Source organism: Pseudomonas sp. 05N431, assembly GCF_056397005.1.
Genome location: NZ_JBFTMN010000002.1, coordinates 359,115 through 382,225, shown reverse-complemented (window position 1 = coordinate 382,225; position 23,111 = coordinate 359,115). Strand labels below are relative to the sequence as shown.

19 protein-coding genes and 4 tRNA genes are annotated in these 23,111 nt (G+C 59.7%); 17 read left to right on the top strand and 6 right to left on the bottom strand.

The genetic code is table 11. From position 1 onward, the window contains the following. Positions 1 to 182: 182 nt before the first annotated feature. A complete protein-coding gene (locus AC1DIG_RS04820) occupies positions 183 to 416 on the top strand; it encodes a hypothetical protein (protein WP_095079262.1) in 234 nt (77 codons plus the stop codon). Between the two features lie 6 nt (positions 417 to 422). Here AC1DIG_RS04820 and AC1DIG_RS04815 read toward each other — a convergent pair whose 3' ends face one another. Both AC1DIG_RS04815 and AC1DIG_RS04810 read right to left on the bottom strand, forming a co-directional pair. Continuing rightward, positions 423 to 632, bottom strand: a complete 210-nt coding sequence (locus AC1DIG_RS04815) for a hypothetical protein (protein ID WP_054596606.1) — start codon at positions 630 to 632, stop codon at positions 423 to 425. 245 nt (positions 633 to 877) lie between these two features. Further along, positions 878 to 2,074, bottom strand: a complete 1,197-nt coding sequence (locus tag AC1DIG_RS04810) for an amino acid aminotransferase (protein WP_123584748.1) — start codon at positions 2,072 to 2,074, stop codon at positions 878 to 880. 349 nt (positions 2,075 to 2,423) lie between these two features. Between AC1DIG_RS04810 and uvrB the strand changes: the two genes are divergently transcribed. Then, positions 2,424 to 4,439, top strand: a complete 2,016-nt coding sequence (uvrB, locus tag AC1DIG_RS04805; RefSeq protein WP_477766361.1) for an excinuclease ABC subunit UvrB — start codon at positions 2,424 to 2,426, stop codon at positions 4,437 to 4,439. Between the two features lie 119 nt (positions 4,440 to 4,558). Here uvrB and AC1DIG_RS04800 read toward each other — a convergent pair whose 3' ends face one another. Together AC1DIG_RS04800 and AC1DIG_RS04795 are read right to left on the bottom strand one after the other, a co-directional pair. Continuing rightward, entirely contained in the window at positions 4,559 to 6,109 is a 1,551-nt protein-coding gene (locus AC1DIG_RS04800; protein ID WP_477766360.1) for an MDR family MFS transporter, read from the bottom strand. Further along, positions 6,099 to 7,145 (bottom strand): HlyD family secretion protein, encoded by a 1,047-nt coding sequence (locus AC1DIG_RS04795; RefSeq protein WP_477766359.1) that lies wholly within the window; start codon positions 7,143 to 7,145, stop codon positions 6,099 to 6,101. The genes AC1DIG_RS04800 and AC1DIG_RS04795 overlap by 11 nt, the downstream gene beginning before the upstream one ends. Positions 7,146 to 7,376: 231 nt before the next feature. Here AC1DIG_RS04795 and gltX point away from each other — a divergent pair, with 231 nt between their 5' ends. The 10 genes from gltX to AC1DIG_RS04745 all read left to right on the top strand — a co-directional run bounded on the left by gltX (position 7,377) and on the right by AC1DIG_RS04745 (position 13,325). Beyond that, positions 7,377 to 8,858 carry a glutamate--tRNA ligase gene (gene gltX / locus AC1DIG_RS04790; RefSeq protein ID WP_477766358.1) on the top strand — a complete coding sequence of 494 codons (1,482 nt, stop codon included), beginning with the start codon at positions 7,377 to 7,379 and terminating at the stop codon, positions 8,856 to 8,858. A 190-nt stretch (positions 8,859 to 9,048) separates the two neighbouring features. After that, positions 9,049 to 9,124 (top strand) — tRNA-Ala (locus AC1DIG_RS04785). A 79-nt stretch (positions 9,125 to 9,203) separates the two neighbouring features. Next, a tRNA-Glu gene (locus AC1DIG_RS04780) sits at positions 9,204 to 9,279 on the top strand. 53 nt (positions 9,280 to 9,332) lie between these two features. Beyond that, a tRNA-Ala gene (locus AC1DIG_RS04775) sits at positions 9,333 to 9,408 on the top strand. Between the two features lie 80 nt (positions 9,409 to 9,488). Continuing rightward, positions 9,489 to 9,564: transfer RNA gene (locus AC1DIG_RS04770), tRNA-Glu, on the top strand. A gap of 181 nt (positions 9,565 to 9,745) precedes the next feature. After that, positions 9,746 to 10,285, top strand: coding sequence for a TetR/AcrR family transcriptional regulator (locus tag AC1DIG_RS04765; protein WP_477766357.1), 540 nt, complete (start codon positions 9,746 to 9,748; stop codon positions 10,283 to 10,285). Positions 10,286 to 10,314: 29 nt separating this feature from the next. After that, entirely contained in the window at positions 10,315 to 11,148 is an 834-nt protein-coding gene (locus tag AC1DIG_RS04760; RefSeq protein WP_427530987.1) for an alpha/beta fold hydrolase, read from the top strand. 47 nt (positions 11,149 to 11,195) lie between these two features. Next, positions 11,196 to 11,624, top strand: coding sequence for an acyl-CoA thioesterase (locus AC1DIG_RS04755; protein WP_477766356.1), 429 nt, complete (start codon positions 11,196 to 11,198; stop codon positions 11,622 to 11,624). A 162-nt stretch (positions 11,625 to 11,786) separates the two neighbouring features. Beyond that, positions 11,787 to 12,746 carry a tRNA dihydrouridine synthase gene (locus tag AC1DIG_RS04750; RefSeq protein WP_054596614.1) on the top strand — a complete coding sequence of 320 codons (960 nt, stop codon included), beginning with the start codon at positions 11,787 to 11,789 and terminating at the stop codon, positions 12,744 to 12,746. Positions 12,747 to 12,878: 132 nt separating this feature from the next. Then, entirely contained in the window at positions 12,879 to 13,325 is a 447-nt protein-coding gene (locus tag AC1DIG_RS04745; protein WP_477766355.1) for an Hsp20 family protein, read from the top strand. A gap of 47 nt (positions 13,326 to 13,372) precedes the next feature. On the opposite strand, the gene AC1DIG_RS04740 is transcribed toward AC1DIG_RS04745, so the two are convergent. Further along, positions 13,373 to 16,663: a PAS domain S-box protein gene (locus AC1DIG_RS04740; protein WP_477766354.1), complete on the bottom strand. Its 3,291-nt coding sequence runs from the start codon at positions 16,661 to 16,663 to the stop codon at positions 13,373 to 13,375. 69 nt (positions 16,664 to 16,732) lie between these two features. Continuing rightward, positions 16,733 to 17,623 carry a LysR family transcriptional regulator gene (locus AC1DIG_RS04735; RefSeq protein WP_477766353.1) on the bottom strand — a complete coding sequence of 297 codons (891 nt, stop codon included), beginning with the start codon at positions 17,621 to 17,623 and terminating at the stop codon, positions 16,733 to 16,735. 147 nt (positions 17,624 to 17,770) lie between these two features. Here AC1DIG_RS04735 and leuC point away from each other — a divergent pair, with 147 nt between their 5' ends. The 5 genes from leuC (at position 17,771) to asd (ending at position 23,095) form a co-directional block, all read left to right on the top strand. Then, a complete protein-coding gene (gene leuC / locus AC1DIG_RS04730; protein ID WP_427544095.1) occupies positions 17,771 to 19,189 on the top strand; it encodes a 3-isopropylmalate dehydratase large subunit in 1,419 nt (472 codons plus the stop codon). 11 nt (positions 19,190 to 19,200) lie between these two features. Next, a complete protein-coding gene (leuD, locus tag AC1DIG_RS04725) occupies positions 19,201 to 19,845 on the top strand; it encodes a 3-isopropylmalate dehydratase small subunit (RefSeq protein ID WP_216744584.1) in 645 nt (214 codons plus the stop codon). A gap of 154 nt (positions 19,846 to 19,999) precedes the next feature. Then, the gene (locus AC1DIG_RS04720) at positions 20,000 to 20,767 is read left to right on the top strand and encodes a class I SAM-dependent methyltransferase (RefSeq protein WP_477766352.1); all 768 of its coding nucleotides are present in this window, start codon (positions 20,000 to 20,002) and stop codon (positions 20,765 to 20,767) included. Between the two features lie 65 nt (positions 20,768 to 20,832). Next, a complete protein-coding gene (gene leuB / locus AC1DIG_RS04715; RefSeq protein ID WP_401119237.1) occupies positions 20,833 to 21,915 on the top strand; it encodes a 3-isopropylmalate dehydrogenase in 1,083 nt (360 codons plus the stop codon). A 67-nt stretch (positions 21,916 to 21,982) separates the two neighbouring features. Continuing rightward, the gene (gene asd / locus AC1DIG_RS04710; protein WP_477766351.1) at positions 21,983 to 23,095 is read left to right on the top strand and encodes an aspartate-semialdehyde dehydrogenase; all 1,113 of its coding nucleotides are present in this window, start codon (positions 21,983 to 21,985) and stop codon (positions 23,093 to 23,095) included. Positions 23,096 to 23,111 lie beyond the last annotated feature (16 nt).

Genomic DNA, 23,111 nt, shown 5'->3' with positions numbered 1-23,111 from the left:
GCGGTGATGATTCTGGAGGCGAGGAGGGGGTTGTCAGCCATTGGCGGTTACCAGAATCGTGGCAGAGGTCTACCATGGCCCCCCGGAAGTGGTTTCACGCGCTACCGGCCCTCAGCCGAAAAGGTACGCGTCATGACTCACCCATCACTGTTCACTGCTTCCCTGCTGCGCGAGGTGTTCGTATGAGCATTGCTCAGATCAGCCTGCCCAAAGGCGTCGGGCCGCATGCCGAGAAGCTCTTCGATGCGATCACTCAGGCGAGCACCGCTGATGAGCTGAATCGCGCTGGCGGCAAGGCTGAAGGGTTTGTGTTGGGGCTGGAAAGCACCAAGGCGATCAAAAGCCAGGTTGCCGAATCGTTGTATGTGGCTTATGACGATGCCGCCAGTCAGCGTTCGAGCGAACTGGCGGGCTGATCGACCTTAACCGCCGAAGGTGAAGGTGCCGAGCAGGAACTTGGCGTACAGCGACGTGGCGGCCAGTTGCACCAGCCACAGGGCCAGGCCGCCAAGAAATACGCCCAAGGCAACCTGCCATACCAGCCCGCTGCTGCGTTTGGTCTGGTTGCGTGGCACAAAGCGGTCCAGGTCCAGGTCGTCATCTCGGTCAGCGCGTAAGTCATCGTTTTTCATGTCGGTTCTCTAAAATATCGGAAATACGCAGTACGTGTGGGAGCGAGCCTGCTCGCGATAGCGTCATCCCAGGCGGCCTATTCATTGTGGCATCTAGCGCATCGCGAGCAGACGAACGTCGCCCGGCTGATCCCACATTTGATCTGTGTGCAGTCTAGAGTGCTCGTTCGCAGTGTTGATAATTATCTGCTCGCCAACGAAAAGGGGAAGCCAGACGGCTTCCCCTTTTCTGTCGCGCGTGTGGCTTAGATCACCTGAGCGATGGCCTTGGTCACTACGTCGATGTTGCTCTGGTTCAGTGTGGCAACGCAGATGCGGCCGGTGTCCAGGGCATAAATGCCGAACTCGTTGCGCAGACGGGTCACTTGCTCAACCGTCAGGCCCGAGTACGAGAACATGCCGCGTTGACGGCCGACGAAGCTGAAGTCCTGGTGAGGCGCGTTTTTCGCCAGCAGATCGACCATCTGCTGGCGCATGCCGCGAATGCGCAGACGCATTTCAGCCAGTTCCTGTTCCCATTGGGCGCGCAGTTCAGGGCTGTTCAGTACGGCCGCAACGATCGCTGCACCGTGGGTCGGCGGGTTGGAGTAGTTGGTGCGGATCACGCGTTTGACTTGCGACAGCACGCGAGCGCTTTCTTCTTTCGATTCGCTGACGATCGACAGTGCGCCAACACGTTCACCGTACAGCGAGAACGATTTGGAGAACGAGCTGGAAACGAAGAAGTTCAAGCCCGACTCGGCGAACAGGCGCACGGCAGCGGCGTCTTCGTCGATGCCGTCGCCAAAGCCCTGATAGGCCATGTCGAGGAACGGCACGTGGTTTTTTGCCTTGATCACGTCCAGCACGTTGTTCCAGTCTGCGGGGCTCAGGTCGACGCCAGTCGGGTTGTGGCAGCAGGCGTGCAGCACAACGATGGAGCCAGCCGGCAGGGCGTTCAGGTCTTCCAGCAGGCCGGCGCGGTTCACGTCGTGAGTCGCGGCGTCGTAGTAGCGATAGTTCTGAACCGGGAAGCCGGCGGTTTCGAACAGCGCGCGGTGGTTTTCCCAGCTTGGGTCGCTGATCGCAACGACGGCGTTCGGCAGCAGTTGCTTGAGGAAGTCAGCGCCGATTTTCAGTGCGCCGGTGCCGCCGACGGACTGGGCGGTGACAACCCGGCCAGCGGCTAGCAGTGGCGAGTCTTTGCCGAACAGCAGCTTTTGCACAGCCTGGTCGTAGGCCGCGATACCGTCGATCGGCAGGTAGCCACGGGAAGCGTGTTGAGCTGCGCGAATCGTCTCGGCTTCGACAACGGCTCGCAGGAGTGGAATTCGCCCCTCCTCGTTGCAGTAAACACCGACCCCCAGGTTGACCTTATTGGTACGGGCGTCAGCGTTGAATGCTTCGTTGAGGCCCAGGATTGGATCGCGTGGTGCCATTTCGACAGCGGAGAAGAGGCTCATTATTGCGGCGGCTCTGAATGGAATGTGGAGGGACGTGTGGCGCTCCAGCCGAATGCACTAGAGCGGTGCACAAACGGGGAGCTAGTATAGAGGCCTACGCCGGGCGCGGCGACAGGCGTTTCCGCTTTTCGGGCAGGTTTTTTCGGATTATTTTTTGCTCGTTAGCCTTATTGTCACGTCGATGGCGTAGGGGCATGTAGGACGTTTGCCTTGAAACTAGAGGTATTCGGCACCACATCAACGGTTATCATGATTTTTCCCTGCGACATTCGTCGTGAGCGGCCTTCACCGTTCTGGCGCGCCTGCCAGCGCCGGAATGAGCCGTTCCTTGGAAACCAATAGGTACGATATGTCTGAATTCCAGCTAGTCACCCGCTTCGAGCCCGCCGGCGATCAGCCGGAAGCCATCCGTCTGATGGTCGAGGGCATCGAGGCCGGGCTGGCGCACCAGACGTTGCTCGGTGTGACCGGTTCGGGCAAGACCTTCAGTATCGCCAACGTGATCGCCCAGGTGCAGCGACCGACGCTGGTGCTGGCGCCGAACAAGACCCTGGCCGCGCAACTGTACGGCGAGTTCAAGGCGTTCTTCCCGAACAACGCGGTGGAGTACTTCGTTTCCTACTACGACTACTACCAGCCCGAAGCCTACGTGCCGTCGTCCGATACCTTCATTGAGAAAGACGCCTCGATCAACGATCACATCGAGCAGATGCGACTGTCGGCGACCAAAGCGTTGCTGGAGCGCAAGGACGCGATCATCGTCACCACGGTGTCGTGCATCTACGGTCTGGGCAGTCCGGAAACCTATCTGAAAATGGTGCTGCACGTCGATCGCGGCGACAAGCTCGATCAGCGCGCCTTGCTGCGCCGTTTGGCCGACCTGCAATACACCCGCAATGACATGGATTTTGCTCGCGCGACCTTCCGTGTGCGCGGCGATGTGATTGATATCCACCCGGCGGAATCCGATTTTGAAGCGATCCGTATTGAGCTCTTCGATGATGAAGTGGAGAAGATCTCTGCCTTCGATCCGTTGACCGGCGAAGTGATCCGCCAGCTGCCGCGTTTCACCTTCTATCCGAAGAGCCACTACGTAACGCCGCGAGAAACCCTGCTGGGGGCCATCGAAGGGATCAAGGTCGAGTTGCAGGAGCGCCTGGAATACTTGCGCTCCAACAATAAACTGGTGGAAGCGCAACGGCTGGAGCAGCGCACCCGTTTTGACCTGGAGATGATCCTGGAGCTGGGTTACTGCAACGGTATCGAAAACTACTCGCGCTACCTCTCGGGCCGAGAGTCCGGTGAGCCGCCACCCACCTTGTTTGACTATCTACCCGCCGATGCCTTGCTGGTGATCGACGAATCCCACGTCAGCGTGCCGCAGGTCGGCGCGATGTATAAGGGCGACCGTTCGCGTAAAGAGACGCTGGTCGAGTACGGTTTCCGTCTGCCGTCGGCACTGGACAACCGGCCGATGCGTTTCGATGAATGGGAAAGTATCAGCCCGCAGACGATTTTCGTCTCGGCCACCCCGGGCAACTACGAAGCGGAACACGCCGGTCGAGTGATCGAGCAAGTGGTGCGGCCAACCGGTCTGGTCGACCCGCAAATTGAAATTCGTCCGGCGCTGACTCAGGTCGACGACTTGCTCTCGGAAATCACCAAGCGTGTGGCGCTGGAGGAGCGGGTACTGGTCACTACGTTGACCAAGCGCATGTCCGAAGACCTGACCGACTACCTCGCCGACCACGGTGTGCGAGTGCGTTATCTGCACTCGGACATTGATACCGTGGAGCGGGTCGAGATTATCCGCGATTTGCGCCTGGGTACTTTCGATGTGCTGGTGGGGATCAACCTGCTGCGTGAAGGCCTGGACATGCCTGAAGTGTCGCTGGTGGCGATTCTCGATGCCGACAAGGAGGGCTTCCTGCGCTCCGAGCGTTCGCTGATCCAGACCATCGGCCGTGCGGCGCGGAACCTCAATGGCCGGGCGATTCTGTATGCCGACCGGATCACCGGGTCGATGGAGCGGGCGATTGGCGAGACCGAGCGTCGTCGCGACAAACAAATCGCTTTCAATCTGGCCAATGGCATTACCCCCAAAGGTGTATTCAAGGACGTTGCCGACATCATGGAAGGCGCCACCGTGCCCGGCTCGCGCAGCAAGAAGCGCAAAGGCATGGCCAAGGCAGCCGAGGAAAGTGCCCGGTACGAAAACGAACTGCGTTCACCGAGCGAAATCGCCAAGCGCATTCGTCAACTGGAAGAGAAGATGTACCAGCTCGCCCGCGACCTGGAGTTCGAAGCCGCCGCGCAGACGCGCGACGAAATCACCAAGATGCGCGAACGGTTGTTGACCGTCTGATTCCCGGTGCCTGAAATGGCCTCATCGCGAGCAAGCTCGCTCCCACAGTTGATCGCGTTGTCCAGGCGTGCGCGGTCCAATGTGGGAGCGAGCTTGCTCGCGATAGGGGCGCCGCGGTCTCAATGCGCTTCGCCAGCCTTCAACCCGGGCGGCAACGCCTTGGTCAGCAGGATCGCCAGCATGCTCACCCCCAGCGCAATCCCGACAAAGTGAAACGCATCGTTGTAGGCCATGATCAAGGCTTGCTGATGGGTAATCTCACTGAGTTTGCCCAGCGCCGCCGTTTCGCTGCCAAATCGATCGATCATGCTCGCCATGCGCTCGGCCACCTGCGGGTTGGTCGGCACGATCGATTCGCGTAAATAGTCAAAGTAGGTCTTGGTTCGCGCATCCAGCAGGGTCGCGAGCAGGGCGATGCCAATCGCGCCGCCGAGGTTGCGCAGGATATTGAACAGGCTCGAAGCCGAGCCTGCATCCTGCGGCAGGATGTAGGCGGTGGCGATCAGCGAAATGGTCACCATGATCAGTGGTTGGCCCACCGCGCGGACGAGCTGGATCTGATTGAACTGTGGTCCGGCGAAGTCGGGGTTGAGTGCGCCCGAAAGAATGCTCGCCAAGCCAAACAGGCCGAAACCGAGCGTGCACAGCCACTTCGGCGAAACGAACTTCATCAACTTCGGCACCAGCGGAATCAGGAACAGCTGCGGCACGCCCATCCACATGATCACTTCGCCGATCTGCAAGGCGTTGTAGCTCTGGATCTGCGCCAGGTACAGCGGCAGCAGATAAATCGAGCCGTACAGCCCCACGCCCATGCCCAGGCTGGAAATACTCGATAAGCCAAAGTTGCGGTTGCGCAAGATGCCCAGATTGATCAGCGGATTGGGCTTGGACACTTGCACGATCACAAAGGTGATCAGGCTCAGCAGGGCGATGCAGCCCAGCGTCACGATAAGGTTCGACTCCAGCCAGTCCTTGCGATGGCCTTCCTCAAGAAATACCTGCAAGCACCCCAAGCCAACGCCCAGCGTGAGAATGCCCATGTAGTCGGTGCTTTTGAGCAATTCCCAGTGGGCTTCTTTTTTCTCCAGGCCATACATGAGGCCGGCGATCATGATCAGCCCCGGCGGGATGTTGATGTAGAAGATGTACTTCCAGCCCCAGTTTTCCGTCAGCCAGCCGCCGAGGGTCGGGCCGATGGAAGGCGCGAAGGTCGCGGTCATGGCGAACATCGCCATGCCTTTGGCGCGATGGTGTTCGGGGAGTTTGATCAGCGTCAGGGTGAACGCCAGCGGGATCAGTGCGCCGCCGGTGAAGCCCTGCAAGGCGCGGAACACGATCATGCTCTCCAGGCTCCAGGCCATCGAGCAGAGCAGGGAGGAGGCCAGAAAACCCAGCGAAACCCACACCGCCAGGCGTCGTGCCGAGAGCAGTTGCACCAGCCACGCGGTGAGCGGAATCATGATGATTTCCGCCACCAGGTACGAGGTGGAAATCCACGAGCCTTCTTCCAGGGTCGCTGACAGCGCGCCTTGAATGTCCTTGAGCGAGGCGTTGGTGATCTGGATGTCGAGCACCGCCATAAAGGCGCCGAGCATCACGCTCATCACTGCAATCCAGTCCCGCCGGGTCGGTTCGCCGACCGGGCGGATCAGTTGATCACCGGCCATCGCCAGGGTCTTTGATGTTGACTTTGACGGTGACCGACATGCCCGGGCGGATCTTGCCGTGCAGCGGGTTGTCGGCAGCAAACGTCAGTTTCACCGGAATCCGTTGCACCACTTTGGTGAAGTTGCCGGTGGCATTGTCCGGTGGCAGCAGGCTGAACTGCGCGCCCGAGGCGGCGAACAGGCTGTCGACCCGGGCTTCGATCGGTGTGTCGCTGTAGGCATCGAAGGTCAGTTCGGCTTTCTGGCCGGGTTGCATGTGGCCAATCTGGGTTTCCTTGAAGTTGGCCTGAATCCAGATGTCCTGGTCCGGGACGATCGACAGCAGGTAAGCGCCCGCCTGCACGTATTGGCCATTGCGGGCAGCACGCTGGCCGATCAGGCCGCTGATCGGTGCGTGAATCTCGCTACGGGTCAGGTTCAGTTGGGCCTGCGCCAGATCGGCTTTGGCGTTGGCGATTTGGGCGTCCAGGCGCTTGATCTCGGCCGTCAAGGCATTGACCTGCTGGCGCTGGCCCTGGGCATCAGCCTGGGCTTTGGCGACTTGCGAGCGAGCGATGCGGTTGTCGGCGGAGAGGGTGGTCACCCGTTCTTCCGAGACATAACCCGGTTTGCGCAGGGTTTGCGCGCGGGACAAATCGATTTGCGAGCGGCCGAGGGTGGCCTGGCTGGAGGCGACCTGAGCTTCGCTGGCGGCGATCAGGCTGGCTTGTTGGGTCAGTTTGCTCTGGGCTTGCAGGCGCTCGGCTTCGCGGGTGGCGAGGGTCGCGTTGGCGCGGTCGACGGCGAGATGAAAGTCATCGCCTTCGAGTTTGATCAGCAACTGGCCTTTTTCGACATGCTGGTTGTCCTGCACCAGCACTTCCTCGATGCGCGCGCCCAACTGGCTGGAGACGCGGGTGATTTCACCCTGGACATAAGCGTTATCGGTGCTTTCGTAAAACCGTCCCTTGAAGAACCATTCAGCGAAGAAGCCCCCGGCAACCAGCAGGACGATCAGCAGGAAAGTAAACAGGCGACGCTTGAGTTGGGCAGGCATGAGCAGACTGTAGTCGAGAAAGTGTAAGGAGATTTATCAGTACTCGAATCTGTCATATAGCCGATAAGCGGTAAATGCCACTTATTGATAATCAGCCATTGAGCGGTGCCAGAGCCTTTTGTAGCCCCAACGTTGGCTTAAATGCCCTGCTCACTGGAGCCGGGCGGGTAACGCCTGTTACCATTCGCCCTTTGTTTCATCTCCGCTTTTTATATTCTTTCGAGACATGCCATGACCACCGTCCGCACTCGCATCGCGCCATCGCCTACCGGCGATCCCCATGTCGGCACCGCTTACATCGCTTTGTTCAACTACTGCTTTGCCAAGCAGCATGGCGGTGAGTTCATCCTGCGGATTGAAGACACCGACCAATTGCGTTCGACCCGCGAGTCCGAACAGCAGATTTTCGATGCCTTGCGCTGGTTGGGCATCAACTGGAGCGAAGGCCCGGATGTAGGCGGCCCGCACGGTCCGTATCGCCAGAGCGAACGTGGCGACATCTATCAGAAGTACTGCCAGCAGCTGGTCGACCTGGGGCACGCGTTCCCGTGCTTCTGCACCGCTGAAGAGCTGGACCAGATGCGCGCCGAACAAATGGCCCGTGGCGAAACCCCGCGTTACGACGGCCGTGCGCTGTTGCTCTCCAAGGAAGAAGTGGCGCGTCGTCTGGCCGCTGGCGAGCCGCACGTCATCCGCATGAAGGTGCCGACCGAAGGCGTCTGCGTGGTGCCGGACATGTTGCGTGGCGACGTCGAGATCCCGTGGGATCGCATGGACATGCAAGTGTTGATGAAGACCGACGGCTTGCCGACCTACTTCCTCGCCAACGTGGTCGACGATCACCTGATGGGCATCACCCACGTATTGCGTGGTGAAGAGTGGCTGCCATCGGCGCCGAAGCTGATCCTGCTTTACGAGTACTTCGGCTGGGAGCAACCAGAGCTGTGCTACATGCCGCTGCTGCGTAACCCGGACAAGAGCAAGCTGTCCAAGCGCAAGAACCCGACCTCGGTCACGTTCTATGAGCGCATGGGCTTCATGCCGGAAGCGATGCTCAACTACCTCGGCCGCATGGGCTGGTCGATGCCGGACGAGCGCGAGAAGTTCTCGCTGCAGGAAATGGTCGACAACTTCGACCTGAAGCGCGTTTCCCTCGGCGGGCCGATTTTCGACATCGAGAAGCTGTCGTGGCTCAACGGCCAATGGCTGCGTGATCTGCCGGTGGAAGAGTTTGCCAGCCGCGTGCAGACCTGGGCGCTGAACTCTGAGTACATGATGAAGATCGCACCTCACGTGCAGGGTCGGGTTGAAACCTTCAGCCAGATCGCACCGTTGGCCGGATTCTTCTTCGCCGGTGGCATGACCCCGGATGCCAAGCTGTTCGAATCCAAGAAGCTCTCGGGCGATCAGGTTCGCCAGTTGATGCAGTTGATCCTGTGGAAGCTCGAAAGCCTGCGTCAGTGGGAGAAGGACAGCATCACGGCGACCATTCAGGCGGTGGTCGAATCCCTGGAGCTGAAATTGCGTGATGCCATGCCGCTGATGTTCGCGGCCATCACTGGCCAGGCCAGCTCGGTGTCGGTGCTGGATGCGATGGAAATCCTTGGTCCGGACCTGACGCGTTTCCGTCTGCGCCAGGCGATCGACTTGCTCGGTGGCGTGTCGAAGAAAGAAAACAAAGAATGGGAAAAGCTCCTGGGCGCTATCGCCTGAGGTGTTTGACCCCGTGCAGGAACCGCCGGAGGCTGCGATCTTTTGATCTTGCTCTTCGGCGTCACCCCCCATTTTTCGGGGGGAGGGCGGTAAGTGATTGTTATGGCGGCAAAAAATTTTGAAAATTGTTAAAAATAAGTTTGACAGCTTTCCGATGCGCCATTAAGATTCGCCCCGTCCTCAGCGATGAGGGGCTATAGCTCAGCTGGGAGAGCGCTTGCATGGCATGCAAGAGGTCGACGGTTCGATCCCGTCTAGCTCCACCAATTTACACTTCAAGGCCTGGCCACACCGGTCTTGAAGCGATCAACACTCAGCGTTGATCTGTTGTATAGAAGGGTTTGCGTCCCCTTCGTCTAGTGGCCTAGGACACCGCCCTTTCACGGCGGTAACAGGGGTTCGAGTCCCCTAGGGGACGCCAGTTTTACAGAAGTGATGTTGCAAGATGTCACTCCGCCGCGAGGCGAAAAATCCGGGGCTATAGCTCAGCTGGGAGAGCGCTTGCATGGCATGCAAGAGGTCAACGGTTCGATCCCGTTTAGCTCCACCAATTTTACAGTTCAAGGTATGGCCACACCGGCCTTGAATCGATCAGTACTCAGCGCTGATCAGTTGTATAGAAGGGTTTGCGTCCCCTTCGTCTAGTGGCCTAGGACACCGCCCTTTCACGGCGGTAACAGGGGTTCGAGTCCCCTAGGGGACGCCACGATTACCCGCTCTGCGGGATTTATAAGGGTCATTCAATTATTGAATGGCCCTTTTGTTTGTCTGGCGTTTGACCATTCCCCCATTCTCCCAAAACTGTTCTTCTGACCAACGGTCACATCAACGACTTGCGTAAAATTATTATGAGAATAATATTTTAATCGTAATATTCGGAGGCAACGATGAACGACAAAAAAGCTCAAACCCGTGAACGCATTCTCCAGGCCGCCAGCTCTGCACTGATCCAGCGCGGCCCGGCAGAGCCTAGCGTGGGTGAAGTGATGGGCGCTGCCGGCCTGACCGTCGGCGGCTTCTACGCCCACTTCGAAAGCAAGGACGCCATGATGCTGGAGGCCTTCACGCAATTGCTCGGCCAGCGTCGGGCGCTGATCGCCGAAATGGACCCCTCGCTGACCGGTGAAGAACGCCGGGCGCTGGTCGCTGCGTTTTACCTGTCACGCAAACACCGTGATTCCACCGAGCAAGCTTGCCCGATTCCGGCATCGATAGGCGAGCTGGGGCGTCTGCCGGATGACTTCCGTCAGGCCTTGAATGAACACATCGAGCTGATGGTCGCGCAGTTGGCCGCCAGCCCGGAAGACACCGACAAAGCGCTGGCTGACTTGGCGCTGATGGTCGGTGGTTTGGCCCTGGCGCGGGCGCTGGGAGCCGGTGAGTTGTCCGATCGATTGCTGCGTGCCGCCAAGTCGGCGGTGCTATGACCTGAAGCGCAAGCCTTTGGAGATGAGCGATGAGCACGTTAAGTTGGGTTCGTGGCGTTAACGGCACCTTGGGCTGGGTTGCACCGCAATGGGTGGCGAGCAAGATGCGTTCGGTGTTCATGACGCCGCGCGAGCTGCCTCTGCGTGATTGGGAAATGCCGCTGCTGGCGAAGTCCGAGCGGATCACCCTGCGCTTCGGCCTTTCAGCGTTGCGCTGGGGGCAGGGCCCGACGGTGCTGCTGATGCACGGCTGGGAAGGTCGGCCGACGCAATTCGCCAGCCTGATCACGGCGCTGGTAGACGCCGGCTACACCGTGGTCGCGCTGGATGGTCCGGCTCACGGTCGCTCGCCTGGCCGCGAGGCCAACGTTGTGCTTTTTGCTCGGGCGATGCTTGAGGCGGCGGCAGAGCTGCCTCCTTTGCAAGCGGTCATCGGCCACTCCATGGGCGGCGCCAGTGCGATGCTTGCCGTTCAATTGGGTTTGCGCACAGAAACCCTGGTCAGTATCGCCGCGCCGGCACGGATTCTCGCCGTATTGCGCGGTTTTGCCCGCCACGTTCGCATGCCACCCAAGGCGCGTTCGGCGTTTATCCGCAAGGTTGAACGGGATGTGGGTATCCAGGCTTCACGACTGGATGTCGCCCATTACCAGCTGGATATGCCGGGGCTGATCGTACACGCCGAAGACGACGTCTTTGTCTCGGTCAATGAATCGCAATTGATTCACGACGCCTGGTTTGACAGTCGTCTGTTGCGCCTGGAGGAGGGTGGGCATCAGCGGGTGCTGGCGGATCCGCGAGTGATCGAAGGCGTGCTGTCGCTGCTGTCCGGTCGTAGCTTGCAGGCGCGCCAATCGGCCTGATCATCCGTTACACTGCCCCGGTCGAATAATCTGACCGGGAGTGGGGCATGGGCTGGGATCGGGCAACGCCGTTTATCATTGACCTGCAGGTCGCTGCCGAGGACATCGATGGGCTGGGGCACGCCAATAACGCGGTGTACGTCACCTGGCTCGAGCGCTGCGCCTGGCGCCATTCGCAGCGCCTCGGGCTGGACCTGACCGAATATCGGCGATTGGACCGGGCGATGGCCGTGGTGCGTCACGAAATCGATTACCTGGCCGCTGCCTATGAGGGTGATGAGTTGCAGTTGGCGACCTGGATCGTCGACTGGGATCAGCGCCTGAAAATGACCCGGCACTTCCAGCTGAAACGCCCCAGCGATAACTCCACGCTGTTGCGGGCGCAAACCACGTTTGTCTGCATCGAGCTGTCCAGCGGCAAACCCAAGCGCATGCCGGCGGAATTCATCGAAGGCTACGGCCCTGCGTTGATCTAATGTGGGAGCGAGCTTGCTCGCGATGAACGATAACGCGGTGTGCTTGATAAACCGCGCCGCCTGAATCGCGAGCAAGCTCGCTCCCACAAGGGATCAGCGATGTTCTGCAGATTTCTCGTGCAATCCAGTAAACTGCCGCACGTTTTTCGTTGAGTGTTTTCCATGCAAATTGCTTTGGCGCCCATGGAGGGGTTGGTCGACAACATCCTGCGGGACGTGTTGACCCGTGTTGGCGGTATCGATTGGTGCGTGACCGAGTTCATTCGGATCAACGATCAACTGCTTACGCCTGCCTACTATCACAAATTCGGCCCTGAACTGCTGAACGGCGCCAAGACCGCTTCAGGCGTGCCGTTGCGCGTGCAATTGCTCGGTTCCGATCCGGTGTGCCTGGCAGAAAACGCGGCGCTGGCCTGTGAGCTGGGTTCGGAGGTGATCGACCTGAATTTCGGTTGCCCGGCCAAGACCGTGAACAAGTCCCGTGGTGGCGCGGTGCTGCTCAAAGAGCCAGAGCTGCTCAACGAAATCGTCGAACATGTGCGCCGCGCAGTGCCGGCGCATATCCCGGTGACGGCCAAGATGCGTTTGGGTTTTGACAGCCCCGACGGCGCTCTGGTCTGTGCCACGGCATTGGCTGAGGGCGGTGCTGCGCACATCGTCGTGCACGCACGGACCAAGACGGACGGCTACAAGCCGCCAGCGCATTGGGAATGGATTCCGCGGGTGCAGGAAGTGGTCAAGGTGCCAGTGTTCGCCAATGGCGATATCTGGAGCGTTGAAGACTGGCGCCGTTGCCGCGAAATCAGCGGCGTGGAAGACATCATGCTCGGTCGCGGCCTGGTGTCGCGCCCCGATCTGGCGCGGCAAATCGCTGCCGCACGGGCCGGTGAAGAGGTGGTCGAAATGACCTGGGCCGAGTTGCTGCCGCTGCTTCAGGACTTCTGGCTGCAAGCCAAGGCGCAGATGACGCCACGCCAGTCGCCGGGTCGCTTGAAGCAGTGGCTGGCGATGCTGACCCGCAATTATCCCGAAGCGGTTGAGCTGTTCACCGTCCTGCGTCGTGAGACTGAGCTGGATCAGGTCTCGCGCTTACTAGGTCTGCAGGCGTGCGAAGCAGCCTGAAACCTTTGTTGAAAAAAAACACAAAATAATCTCTTGAAATGCAATCAGCGGTCCTTATCTAAGGAGTACGCGATGCCGAATTCGGGTCGCGGAGACAAAAAACTTGCTGATTATTTTCAGGAGATTTGAATCATGAGTACTGCATTTTCCATGGCTCCACTGTTCCGTTCCTCGGTGGGCTTCGATCGTTTCAACGATCTGTTCGAGTCAGCGCTGCGCAATGAGCCAGGCAGCACCTATCCACCGTACAACGTCGAAAAACACGGCGACGACGAATACCGCATCGTCATCGCAGCCGCTGGCTTCCAGGAAGAAGACCTGGAGCTGCAAGTGGAGAAAGGTGTGCTGACCATCAGTGGCGGCAAACGTGACGCCAATGAAGCTGTCACCTATCTGTACCAAGGCATCGCCCAGCGCGCCTTCAAGCTGTCCTTCCGTCTGGCGGACCACATTGAAATCAAGTCCGCGGGCCTGAGCAACGGACTGTTGAACATCGACCTGCTGCGGGTCGTGCCGGAAGAAGCGAAAGCCAAGCGTATCCCGATCAACGGGACGCAAAAACCGGCTCTGGAACACTGAGTCATCGCGATGAGAAAGGGCGCCACTGGCGCCCTTTTTTGTGCCCGTCATTTGAGCAGTTTCAGGAAACCCTCCAGCGGCAACGGCTGGCTGTGCAAGTAGCCTTGATACAAGTGGCAGCCCAGCCCCTGCAAGAACTCGAGCTGTTCGGTGGTTTCGACACCTTCGGCAATTACCGTCAATTCAAGGCTGCGGGCCATGGCCACGATGGCGCGGATGATTTCCGCGTCGTTCGGATCGCTGGTCGCATCGCGGATGAACGACTGGTCGATCTTCAAGGTATCCACCGGCAGGCGCTTGAGGTAAGTCAGCGAGGAGTAGCCAGTACCAAAGTCGTCCATGGCGAAGCTGACGCCGAGTTTTTTCAGGCGGCGCATCTTGCTGATGGTGTCGTCCAGGTTCTGGATGACGATGCCTTCGGTGATCTCCAGCTTGAGCAGCGAGTACGGCAGTCCATGGTTGCTCAGGTTGTGTTCAATCCGTTCGACAAAGTCGTTCTGGCGAAATTGTCGTGGGCTGATGTTCACGCAAAGGCTGAAGTTCAGCGGGTCGATCAGGCCTCTATCGATCAATTGCCTGAAGGCCTGGCAGGCTTCATCGAGGATCCAGGTACCGACCTCAAGGATCAGCCCGCTGTCTTCCAGTACCTTGATGAATTCGGTGGGCGATTGCTCCCCCAACAGCGGATGACGCCAGCGCACCAGGGCTTCGGCACCGATAATGCGGTTGTCCTGGGCGTCCACTTGAGGCTGGTATTGCAGGCTGAACTCACCTCGCGTAAGGGCCAGGCGCAGGTCGGTTTCCATCCGCAGGCGTTCACTGGCCGCTTTTTGCATGGTGTTGTGGAACATCTGTGTGGCATTGCGTCCCGAATCCTTGGCTCGGTACAGGGCAATGTCGGCACGCTTGAGCAGGTCGGTCGGGGTTGAGCCGTGATCGGGGATCAAGGCCACGCCGATGCTCGGTGTGACTTGCAGGCGCTGACCGTCGAGGAACATCGGCTCGGACAGCAACTCGCGAATCGTGTCGGCGAGTTCGCGAACCTGTTCGCTGACCGCGTTGCGCGTCCCTTCCAGGCCGCTCAACAGCACCACAAACTCATCGCCACCCAGTCGCGCCACAGTGTCTTCCATTCGCACGCTGGCTTCGAGGCGCGCAGTGATGATTTTCAGCACGGTGTCGCCCACCGGGTGACCGAGCGAGTCGTTGATATGCTTGAAATGGTCGAGATCGAGGAACAGCAAGGCGCCGCGCAGGTTGTGGCGTTTCAGCAGGGCGATCTGCTGGCTCAGGCGATCCATCAGCAGGGCGCGGTTGGGCAGGTTGGTCAGTGGGTCGTGGTAGGCGAGGTGGCGGATCTGCGCTTCGGCGTTTTTCAGCAGGCTGACGTCCCGGGCGGTCATCAGCAGGCAGGCGGTTTCGTTGAGGGTGATGGGTTCGATCGAAACCTCGACGGTGAGAATTTCACCGCGCTTGTTGCGACCAAGCATTTCCTGGTGATGAACCCGGCCTTTGGCTTTCAACTCGGCCAGCAGGTTTGAGCGTTGTTTTTCTTCGGCCCAGATACCGACCTGATACACGGTTTTACCCACCACTTCATCGGCGTTGTAGCCGGTCAAGCGGCAGAAGCCGTCGTTGACCTCCAGGTAGCGTCCGCTGTCGCGCTCGGTGATGGTGATGGCGTCGGGGCTGGAGTGAAACGCCTTGGCGAATTTCTCTTCACTGGCCTTCAGTGCAGCCTCGGAGCGCTGTTGCTGGGTGATGTCGCGCAGAGTGGTCACGATGCATGGCTCGTTGCCGACGCTGATCTGACGGCTGGAAATCACGCAGGTCAGGGGTTGCCCGTCCTTGTGGTGAACGATGATTGCGACGTTGTTCAGCGCCTGTTCGCGGATCACCTGCTCAATGCGTTGCTGACGCTTCACCGAAGCGTCCCAGAGGCCAATCTCGTCGGCACTGCGGTTGATGACGTCGGTGGTGGTCCAGCCGAAGGTCTGAGTGAAGGCTGGGTTGATCTCGATGAACTGGCCGGTGTCCTGGCGCGTCACGCAGATCGGGTCCGGGCTGACCTGGAACAGGCTGGCGAATTTTTCTTCGGAGGTGATCAGGCGCTGCTCGCGCTCCACCTGGTCGGTGATGTCGAGCAACGTACCGGCCATGCGCAGAGGGGCGCCGGACTCATCGCGATAGAGCCGTGCACGGCTTTCCAGATAGCGCGAACTACCGTCGGCCAATTGCACGCGGTAGGTCAGCTGATAATTGCCGGCCGGACCTTCGCGGAGGCTGCGGTAGGCGTCGCGCATGCTGCCGCGTTCATCGTCGGGCACGCCTTCGAAAAACGCATCGAAGGGTTCGTGAAAGGGCACCGGGTCCAGGCCGTGCAGCTGTGCGGCGCGGGCCGAACCATAGAGCATGCCGCTGGGAATGTGCCAGTCCCAGGTGCCGAGTTGCGCTGAATCCAGGGCCAGGTCCAGGCGCTCCTGGCTGTCTTTGAGCGCTTGCTCGGCGAGTTTGCGTTCACTGGTGTCGAGGAAAGTGCTGAGCAGGTAGGCCTGGCCTTCGAGTTCAACTTTTTGCGCGCTGAGAATGCCGTCGTGGACCTGGCCGTTGCTGGCGCGAAACTGCACCTCCATGCTGACCAGCTCGCCCTTGGCCTTGGTTGCCTTGACCAGTTTGGCGCGTTGCTCCGGGTTCACCCAAAGGCCCAGTTCCAGTGTCGTGCGGCCGATCACGCTGTGCACGGGCCAGCCGAACAGGCTTTCGAAGTATTGATTGGCTTCGCTGATCAGGCCGTCCTCCTGACGGGTCAGCAACACCATGTTTGGACTTAGGTGAAATAGTGTTGCGAAACGTTTCTCCGAGCTGCTCAGGGCCTGTTCGCGCTGGCGTTGATGGGTGATCTCGCGGATCACCCCGATCATCCGTGGCCGGCCTTGTTTGTCCGGTATCAGGCTGCCGTTGATCTCCAGCCAGTGCAGGCTGCCGTCGGGCCAGCGGATCCGGTGATGCATCGCCTGTTCCAGCGGTGCGCCAGCGACCACAGCGTTAAAGGCCCGCAGCGTTTTTGCGCGATCCTCCGCCGGCAACAGATCCAGGTACTCCAGGTTGGCTGGCAGCGGCTGCCTTGGATCAAACCCGAACAGGGCCTGAGTTCCCCGCGACCAACTGATCAGCCCGCGTTCAATGTCCCAGTACCAGGCGCCCAAGCGTGCACCGTTCAAGGCGGCGAGCAGTTGTGGCGCGCTCTCCCAAATCTGCTCCGAGGTACGCGGGTCGAGCGCCTGAATGCGCGGCATTGAGGGCGTGCGTGAGCGAGTGCGGTCAGCAGATTTGGGCATGGGTAACAAGCCTTGGGCTGAATGGGGTGTTTGGCGCTGGGATTTTCAACCTTAAAGGATTAGCACAACTTAGCCGTGAGTCCGTGGCAAATCGATTTGTGCGTCCAACAAGGCCATGAAAGCCCGTGCAGCATTCGACAGCGTCCGTTCGGTGTGCACGATATAGCCTAGCTGGCGAGTGAGTTGTATGCCCGGTAAAGGAATGCGTGCCACTTGATCGTCGAGCATGGTGCGCGGCAACACGCTCCAGGCCAGGCCAATGGAAACCATCATCTTGATAGTTTCCAGATAGTTAGTGCTCATCGCGATGTTCGGCGTCAGCCCCTGGGCTTCGAATAGTCGTTGCACGATATGGTGGGTAAAGGTGTTGCCACCGGGGAAAACCGCCGGATGGCGGGCGATATCGGCCAGGCTGACTGCGCCGTTGCTGATCAGCGAGTGTTCCGGGGCCGCCACGAAATCCAGCGGGTCGTCCCATACCGGCGTGGCTTTCACTAGTGTATGCGGCTCGGGTGCCAGGGTAATTACCGCCAGTTCGGCGCGGCCGTGAAGTATTTCCTCGTAGGCGACTTCCGAATCGAGGAACTGAATATCCAGCGCGACCTCGGGATAGCGTCGTGTGAACGCCCGCAGCAAGGGCGGCAGGCGGTGCAGGCCAATGTGATGACTGGTCGCCAGTGTCAGGCGGCCAGTCACTTCGCCGGTCAGGTTGGTCAGCGCACGACGCGTGTCATCCAGCACATTCAGAATCTGATAGGCGCGCGGCAGCAGGGCGCGTCCGGCCTCGGTCAGGCCGACTTCCCGGCCCAGTCGATCAAACAGCCGCACCTTCAACTGCTGCTCCAGCCCGGCGATGCGTTTGCTGATGGCGGGCTGGGTCAGGTGCAGCCGTTCACCTGCGCCGGAGAAGCTGCCGGTCTCGGCGATGGCTATAAAAGCATTGAGGTTGGCCAGGTCCATGGTTGTATTCCAGTTGGTTATCCAAAGCATAAAAAATATGAATTTGAGTTATTTAATGTAACCCCATAGGATCGACCTCACAAGCCAAGGGGTTATTGAATCGCTTCAAGCCCGGGGCATAGAAACAAGCTGATGAGGAAACGTCTGATGGCCGGCAAAACGCTCTACGACAAGCTCTGGGATTCGCATTTGGTCAAGCAGCGCGACGATGGTTCGGCGCTGATCTACATCGATCGTCACATCATTCACGAAGTGACCTCGCCGCAAGCCTTCGAAGGTCTGCGTCTGGCCGGGCGCAAGCCGTGGCGCATCGATGCCAACATCGCGACCCCGGACCACAACGTACCGACGACTCCAGAGCGCAAGGGCGGCATTGCTGCCATTGCTGACGAAGTCTCGCGTTTGCAGGTTCAGACCCTCGATGACAACTGTGACGAATATGGCATCGTCGAATTCAAGATGAATGACGTGCGTCAAGGCATCGTCCACGTCATCGGCCCGGAGCAGGGCGCAACCTTGCCGGGCATGACCGTGGTCTGCGGTGACTCCCATACCTCGACCCACGGCGCGTTCGGCGCGTTGGCTCACGGTATCGGCACTTCCGAGGTCGAGCACGTGCTCGCTACCCAGTGCCTGGTCGCCAAGAAAATGAAGAACATGCTGGTCCGCGTCGAAGGCAAATTGCCGTTCGGCGTGACTGCCAAGGACATCGTCCTGGCTGTTATCGGCAAGATCGGCACCGCTGGCGGTAACGGCCACGCGATCGAATTTGCCGGTAGCGCGATTCGCGAGTTGTCGGTTGAAGGCCGCATGACCATCTGCAACATGTCCATCGAAGCCGGTGCGCGGGTTGGTTTGGTGGCTGCTGACGAAAAGACCGTTGCCTACGTCAAGGGTCGTCCGTTTGCACCGAAAGGCGCTGAGTGGGATATGGCTGTCGAAGCCTGGAAAGACCTGGTGTCCGATGCGGATGCCAAGTTCGACACCATCGTTGAACTCGACGCTGCGCAGATCAAGCCGCAAGTCAGCTGGGGTACGTCCCCGGAAATGGTCCTTGCCGTCGATCAGAACGTGCCGGACCCGGCTAAAGAGATGGATCTGGTCAAGCGCGACTCTATCGTCCGCGCCTTGAAGTACATGGGTTTGACCGCCAATCAGGCGATCACCGACATTCAACTGGACCGCGTGTTCATTGGCTCCTGCACCAACTCGCGGATCGAAGATTTGCGCGCTGCGGCGGTGATCGCCAAGGGCCGCAAAGTGGCTTCGACCATCAAGCAAGCCATTGTGGTGCCGGGTTCGGGCCTGGTGAAGGCGCAAGCCGAAGCTGAAGGGCTGGACAAGATTTTCCTCGAAGCCGGTTTCGAATGGCGTGAGCCGGGTTGCTCGATGTGCCTGGCAATGAACCCGGACCGTTTGGAGTCTGGTGAGCATTGCGCATCGACCTCCAACCGCAACTTCGAAGGCCGTCAGGGCGCCGGTGGCCGTACGCACCTGGTGAGCCCGGCAATGGCCGCCGCCGCCGCTGTCAACGGTCGTTTCGTCGACGTCCGTGAATTGATCTGAAGGAGCGCAGCATGAAAGCTTTTACCCAGCACACTGGTCTTGTCGCGCCTTTGGATCGTGCCAACGTCGACACCGACCAGATCATTCCCAAGCAGTTCTTGAAGTCGATCAAGCGCACCGGTTTCGGTCCGAACCTGTTCGATGAGTGGCGTTACCTGGATGTCGGGCAACCGTATCAGGACAACTCCAAGCGTCCGCTGAACAAGGACTTCGTACTCAACGCCGAGCGTTATCAAGGTGCCAGCGTGTTGCTCGCCCGGGAAAACTTCGGCTGCGGTTCGAGCCGCGAGCACGCGCCATGGGCCCTGGAAGAGTATGGTTTCCGCAGCATCATCGCGCCGAGCTACGCCGACATCTTCTTCAACAACAGCTTCAAGAACGGCTTGCTGCCGATCATTCTGAGCGACGCTGAAGTCGACGAGTTGTTTGCGCAAGTGGAAGCCAATCCGGGCTACCAATTGCAGATCGACTTGCAGGCCCAGACCGTGACCCGTCCTGACGGCAAGGTACTGAGCTTTGAAATCGATGCGTTCCGCAAACATTGCCTGCTCAACGGCCTGGACGATATCGGCCTGACCTTGCAGGACGGCGATGCGATTGCCGCGTTCGAAGCCAAGCACCGCGCGAGCCAGCCATGGTTGTTTCGCGACGCGTGATTGATCCGGCATTTCGGTAGGTAGTATTAGCCTCATCGCGAGCAAGCTCGCTCCCACATTGGATTTTCGGTGTTCACGAACCCCTGTGGGAGCGAGCTTGCTCGCGATGACGGCAGCCCAGACAACAAAAGACTCACCAAAAATGGAAGTCATCATGACCAGCACTGCCCAGCACAGCGACGTAGTACAAAAGCAATTCGGTGAACAGGCTGCCGCCTACCTGAGCAGCGCTGTACACGCCCAGGGCACCGAGTTTGCGCTGCTACAGGCTGAACTGGCAGGTCGCGGTGATGCACGAGTGCTGGACCTGGGCTGCGGCGCCGGTCATGTGAGTTTTCATGTGGCGTCGCTGGTGAAAGAAGTAGTGGCCTACGACCTGTCGCAGCAGATGCTTGACGTGGTGGCTGGCGCTGCGGTCGATCGTGGTCTGAACAACGTGACCACCGTGCTGGGGGCGGCGGAGCGCCTGCCGTTTGCCGAGGGTGAATTTGATTTCGTCTTCAGCCGTTATTCGGCGCACCATTGGAGCGACCTCGGCGTGGCCCTGCGCGAAGTGCGCCGGGTGCTCAAGCCGGGTGGGGTGGCTGCGTTCATTGATGTCTTGTCGCCGGGCAGTCCGTTGTTCGACACTTACCTGCAAAGTGTCGAGGTACTGCGCGACACCAGCCACGTGCGTGATTATTCCGCCGGGGAGTGGTTGCGTCAGGTCAGCGAGGCGGGGTTGCATACCCGTAGCACCACGCGCCAGCGGCTGCGCCTGGAGTACAACTCCTGGGTCGAGCGCATGCGTACGCCGCAAGCGCTGCGCGTGGCGATCCGCGAGTTGCAGCAGGCGATGGGCAATGAAGTTCGCGAGTATTTCGAGATTGAAGCCGATGGTTCGTTCAGCACCGATGTACTGGTGCTGATGGCTGAACGATAAGCGCCGAGCGCTGGAATTTTTCCGGGCGCGCCCATGAGCGCGCCGACTGATGACATGAGGAACGCATGAGCAAGCAGATTCTGATTCTCCCAGGTGACGGTATTGGCCCGGAAATCATGACCGAAGCGGTCAAGGTGCTGGAACTGGCCAATGACAAGTTCGCACTGGATTTCGAGCTGAGCCACGACGTGATCGGCGGCGCCGCCATCGACAAGCACGGCGTGCCGTTGGCCGACGAAACCCTGGCTCGCGCGCGTGCTGCCGATGCGGTGCTGCTGGGTGCGGTGGGCGGTCCGAAATGGGACACCATCGAGCGTGACATTCGTCCAGAGCGCGGCTTGCTGAAGATTCGTGCGCAACTGGGCCTGTTCGGCAACTTGCGCCCGGCGATCCTGTATCCGCAACTGGCTGAAGCGTCGAGCCTGAAAGCCGAAATCGTTGCGGGCCTGGATATCCTGATCGTCCGCGAACTGACCGGCGGTATCTATTTCGGCGCGCCACGTGGCGTACGCGAGCTGGAGAATGGCGAGCGTCAGGCTTACGACACCCTGCCATACAGCGAAAGCGAAATCCGCCGTATCGCCCGCGTCGGTTTCGACATGGCACGCGTACGCGGCAAGAAGCTCTGCTCGGTCGACAAGGCCAACGTTCTGGCGTCCAGCCAGCTGTGGCGCGAAATCGTCGAGCAAGTGGCCAAGGACTACCCGGATGTCGAACTGAGCCACATGTACGTCGACAACGCCGCCATGCAGCTGGTGCGTGCACCGAAGCAGTTCGACGTGATCGTCACCGACAACCTGTTCGGCGATATCCTGTCCGACGAAGCCTCGATGCTCACCGGTTCCATCGGCATGTTGCCGTCGGCCTCGCTGGATGCCAACAATAAAGGCATGTACGAGCCGTGCCACGGTTCGGCGCCGGACATCGCGGGCAAAGGCATCGCCAACCCGTTGGCGACGATTCTGTCGGTGTCGATGATGCTGCGTTACAGTTTCAACCAGGTTGCGGCCGCTGACGCCATTGAAAAGGCCGTCAGCCTGGTGTTGGACCAAGGGCTGCGCACAGGTGACATCTGGTCGCCGGGTTGCGCGAAAGTAGGTACGCAGGAAATGGGCGACGCAGTAGTCGCAGCGCTGCGGAATCTGTAATCTCTCTGGCCCCGCTTGCCGCTGATGCCGGCAAGCGAGCCCACTTTTTGTAAAAGGTGTAGTTGCGATGAAACGTGTAGGTCTGATCGGTTGGCGCGGTATGGTCGGTTCCGTGCTCATGCAGCGGATGCTGGAAGAGCAGGATTTCGATCTTATTGAGCCGGTGTTTTTCACCACTTCCAATGTCGGTGGCCAAGGCCCGTCCGTGGGTAAGGATATTGCTCCGCTCAAGGACGCTTACAGCATTGAAGAGCTGAAAACCCTCGACGTGATTCTGACCTGCCAGGGTGGCGACTACACCAGCGAAGTCTTCCCGAAACTGCGCGAAGCCGGCTGGCAGGGTTACTGGATCGACGCCGCTTCCAGCCTGCGCATGCAGGATGACGCGGTGATCGTTCTGGACCCGGTGAACCGCAAGGTCATCGACCAGCAACTCGACGCGGGCACCAAGAACTACATCGGCGGTAACTGCACCGTCAGCTTGATGCTGATGGGCCTGGGCGGTCTGTTCGAAGCCGGCCTGGTGGAGTGGATGAGCGCCATGACCTATCAGGCGGCCTCCGGTGGCGGCGCGCAGCACATGCGTGAACTGATCAAGCAAATGGGTGTGACCCACGGCGCTGTCGCCGATCAACTGGCCGATCCGGCCAGCGCGATCCTCGACATCGACCGTCGTGTCGCCGAAGCCATGCGCAGCGACGCGTACCCGACCGAAAACTTCGGCGTGCCATTGGCCGGCAGCCTGATCCCGTGGATCGACAAGGAACTGCCGAACGGTCAGAGCCGCGAAGAGTGGAAGGCCCAGGCCGAGACCAACAAGATCCTCGGTCGCTTCAAGAACCCGATCCCGGTGGACGGCATCTGCGTGCGCATCGGCGCCATGCGCTGCCACAGCCAGGCGCTGACCATCAAGCTGAACAAAGATGTGCCGATCGCCGATATCGAAGGGCTGATCAGCCAGCATAACCCGTGGGTCAAGCTGGTGCCGAACCAGCGCGAAATCAGTATGCAGGAGCTGAGCCCGACCAAGGTCACCGGCACCCTGAACGTACCGGTTGGCCGTCTGCGCAAGCTGAACATGGGATCCCAGTTCGTCGGTGCTTTCACCGTCGGCGACCAGCTGCTGTGGGGCGCGGCCGAACCGCTGCGTCGCATGCTGCGGATCCTGCTGGAGCGTTGATTCGCTGATGTAATGA

Bases quoted from the DNA above. Each gene is read 5' to 3' on its own strand.
- AC1DIG_RS04820 (WP_095079262.1), top strand. From the start codon at position 183: ATGAGCATTGCTCAGATCAGCCTGCCCAAAGGCGTCGGGCCGCATGCC.
- AC1DIG_RS04815 (WP_054596606.1), bottom strand. From the start codon at position 632: ATGAAAAACGATGACTTACGCGCTGACCGAGATGACGACCTGGACCTG.
- AC1DIG_RS04810 (WP_123584748.1), bottom strand. From the start codon at position 2,074: ATGAGCCTCTTCTCCGCTGTCGAAATGGCACCACGCGATCCAATCCTG.
- uvrB (WP_477766361.1), top strand. From the start codon at position 2,424: ATGTCTGAATTCCAGCTAGTCACCCGCTTCGAGCCCGCCGGCGATCAG.
- AC1DIG_RS04800 (WP_477766360.1), bottom strand. From the start codon at position 6,109: ATGGCCGGTGATCAACTGATCCGCCCGGTCGGCGAACCGACCCGGCGG.
- AC1DIG_RS04795 (WP_477766359.1), bottom strand. From the start codon at position 7,145: ATGCCTGCCCAACTCAAGCGTCGCCTGTTTACTTTCCTGCTGATCGTC.
- gltX (WP_477766358.1), top strand. From the start codon at position 7,377: ATGACCACCGTCCGCACTCGCATCGCGCCATCGCCTACCGGCGATCCC.
- AC1DIG_RS04765 (WP_477766357.1), top strand. From the start codon at position 9,746: ATGAACGACAAAAAAGCTCAAACCCGTGAACGCATTCTCCAGGCCGCC.
- AC1DIG_RS04760 (WP_427530987.1), top strand. From the start codon at position 10,315: ATGAGCACGTTAAGTTGGGTTCGTGGCGTTAACGGCACCTTGGGCTGG.
- AC1DIG_RS04755 (WP_477766356.1), top strand. From the start codon at position 11,196: ATGGGCTGGGATCGGGCAACGCCGTTTATCATTGACCTGCAGGTCGCT.
- AC1DIG_RS04750 (WP_054596614.1), top strand. From the start codon at position 11,787: ATGCAAATTGCTTTGGCGCCCATGGAGGGGTTGGTCGACAACATCCTG.
- AC1DIG_RS04745 (WP_477766355.1), top strand. From the start codon at position 12,879: ATGAGTACTGCATTTTCCATGGCTCCACTGTTCCGTTCCTCGGTGGGC.
- AC1DIG_RS04740 (WP_477766354.1), bottom strand. From the start codon at position 16,663: ATGCCCAAATCTGCTGACCGCACTCGCTCACGCACGCCCTCAATGCCG.
- AC1DIG_RS04735 (WP_477766353.1), bottom strand. From the start codon at position 17,623: ATGGACCTGGCCAACCTCAATGCTTTTATAGCCATCGCCGAGACCGGC.
- leuC (WP_427544095.1), top strand. From the start codon at position 17,771: ATGGCCGGCAAAACGCTCTACGACAAGCTCTGGGATTCGCATTTGGTC.
- leuD (WP_216744584.1), top strand. From the start codon at position 19,201: ATGAAAGCTTTTACCCAGCACACTGGTCTTGTCGCGCCTTTGGATCGT.
- AC1DIG_RS04720 (WP_477766352.1), top strand. From the start codon at position 20,000: ATGACCAGCACTGCCCAGCACAGCGACGTAGTACAAAAGCAATTCGGT.
- leuB (WP_401119237.1), top strand. From the start codon at position 20,833: ATGAGCAAGCAGATTCTGATTCTCCCAGGTGACGGTATTGGCCCGGAA.
- asd (WP_477766351.1), top strand. From the start codon at position 21,983: ATGAAACGTGTAGGTCTGATCGGTTGGCGCGGTATGGTCGGTTCCGTG.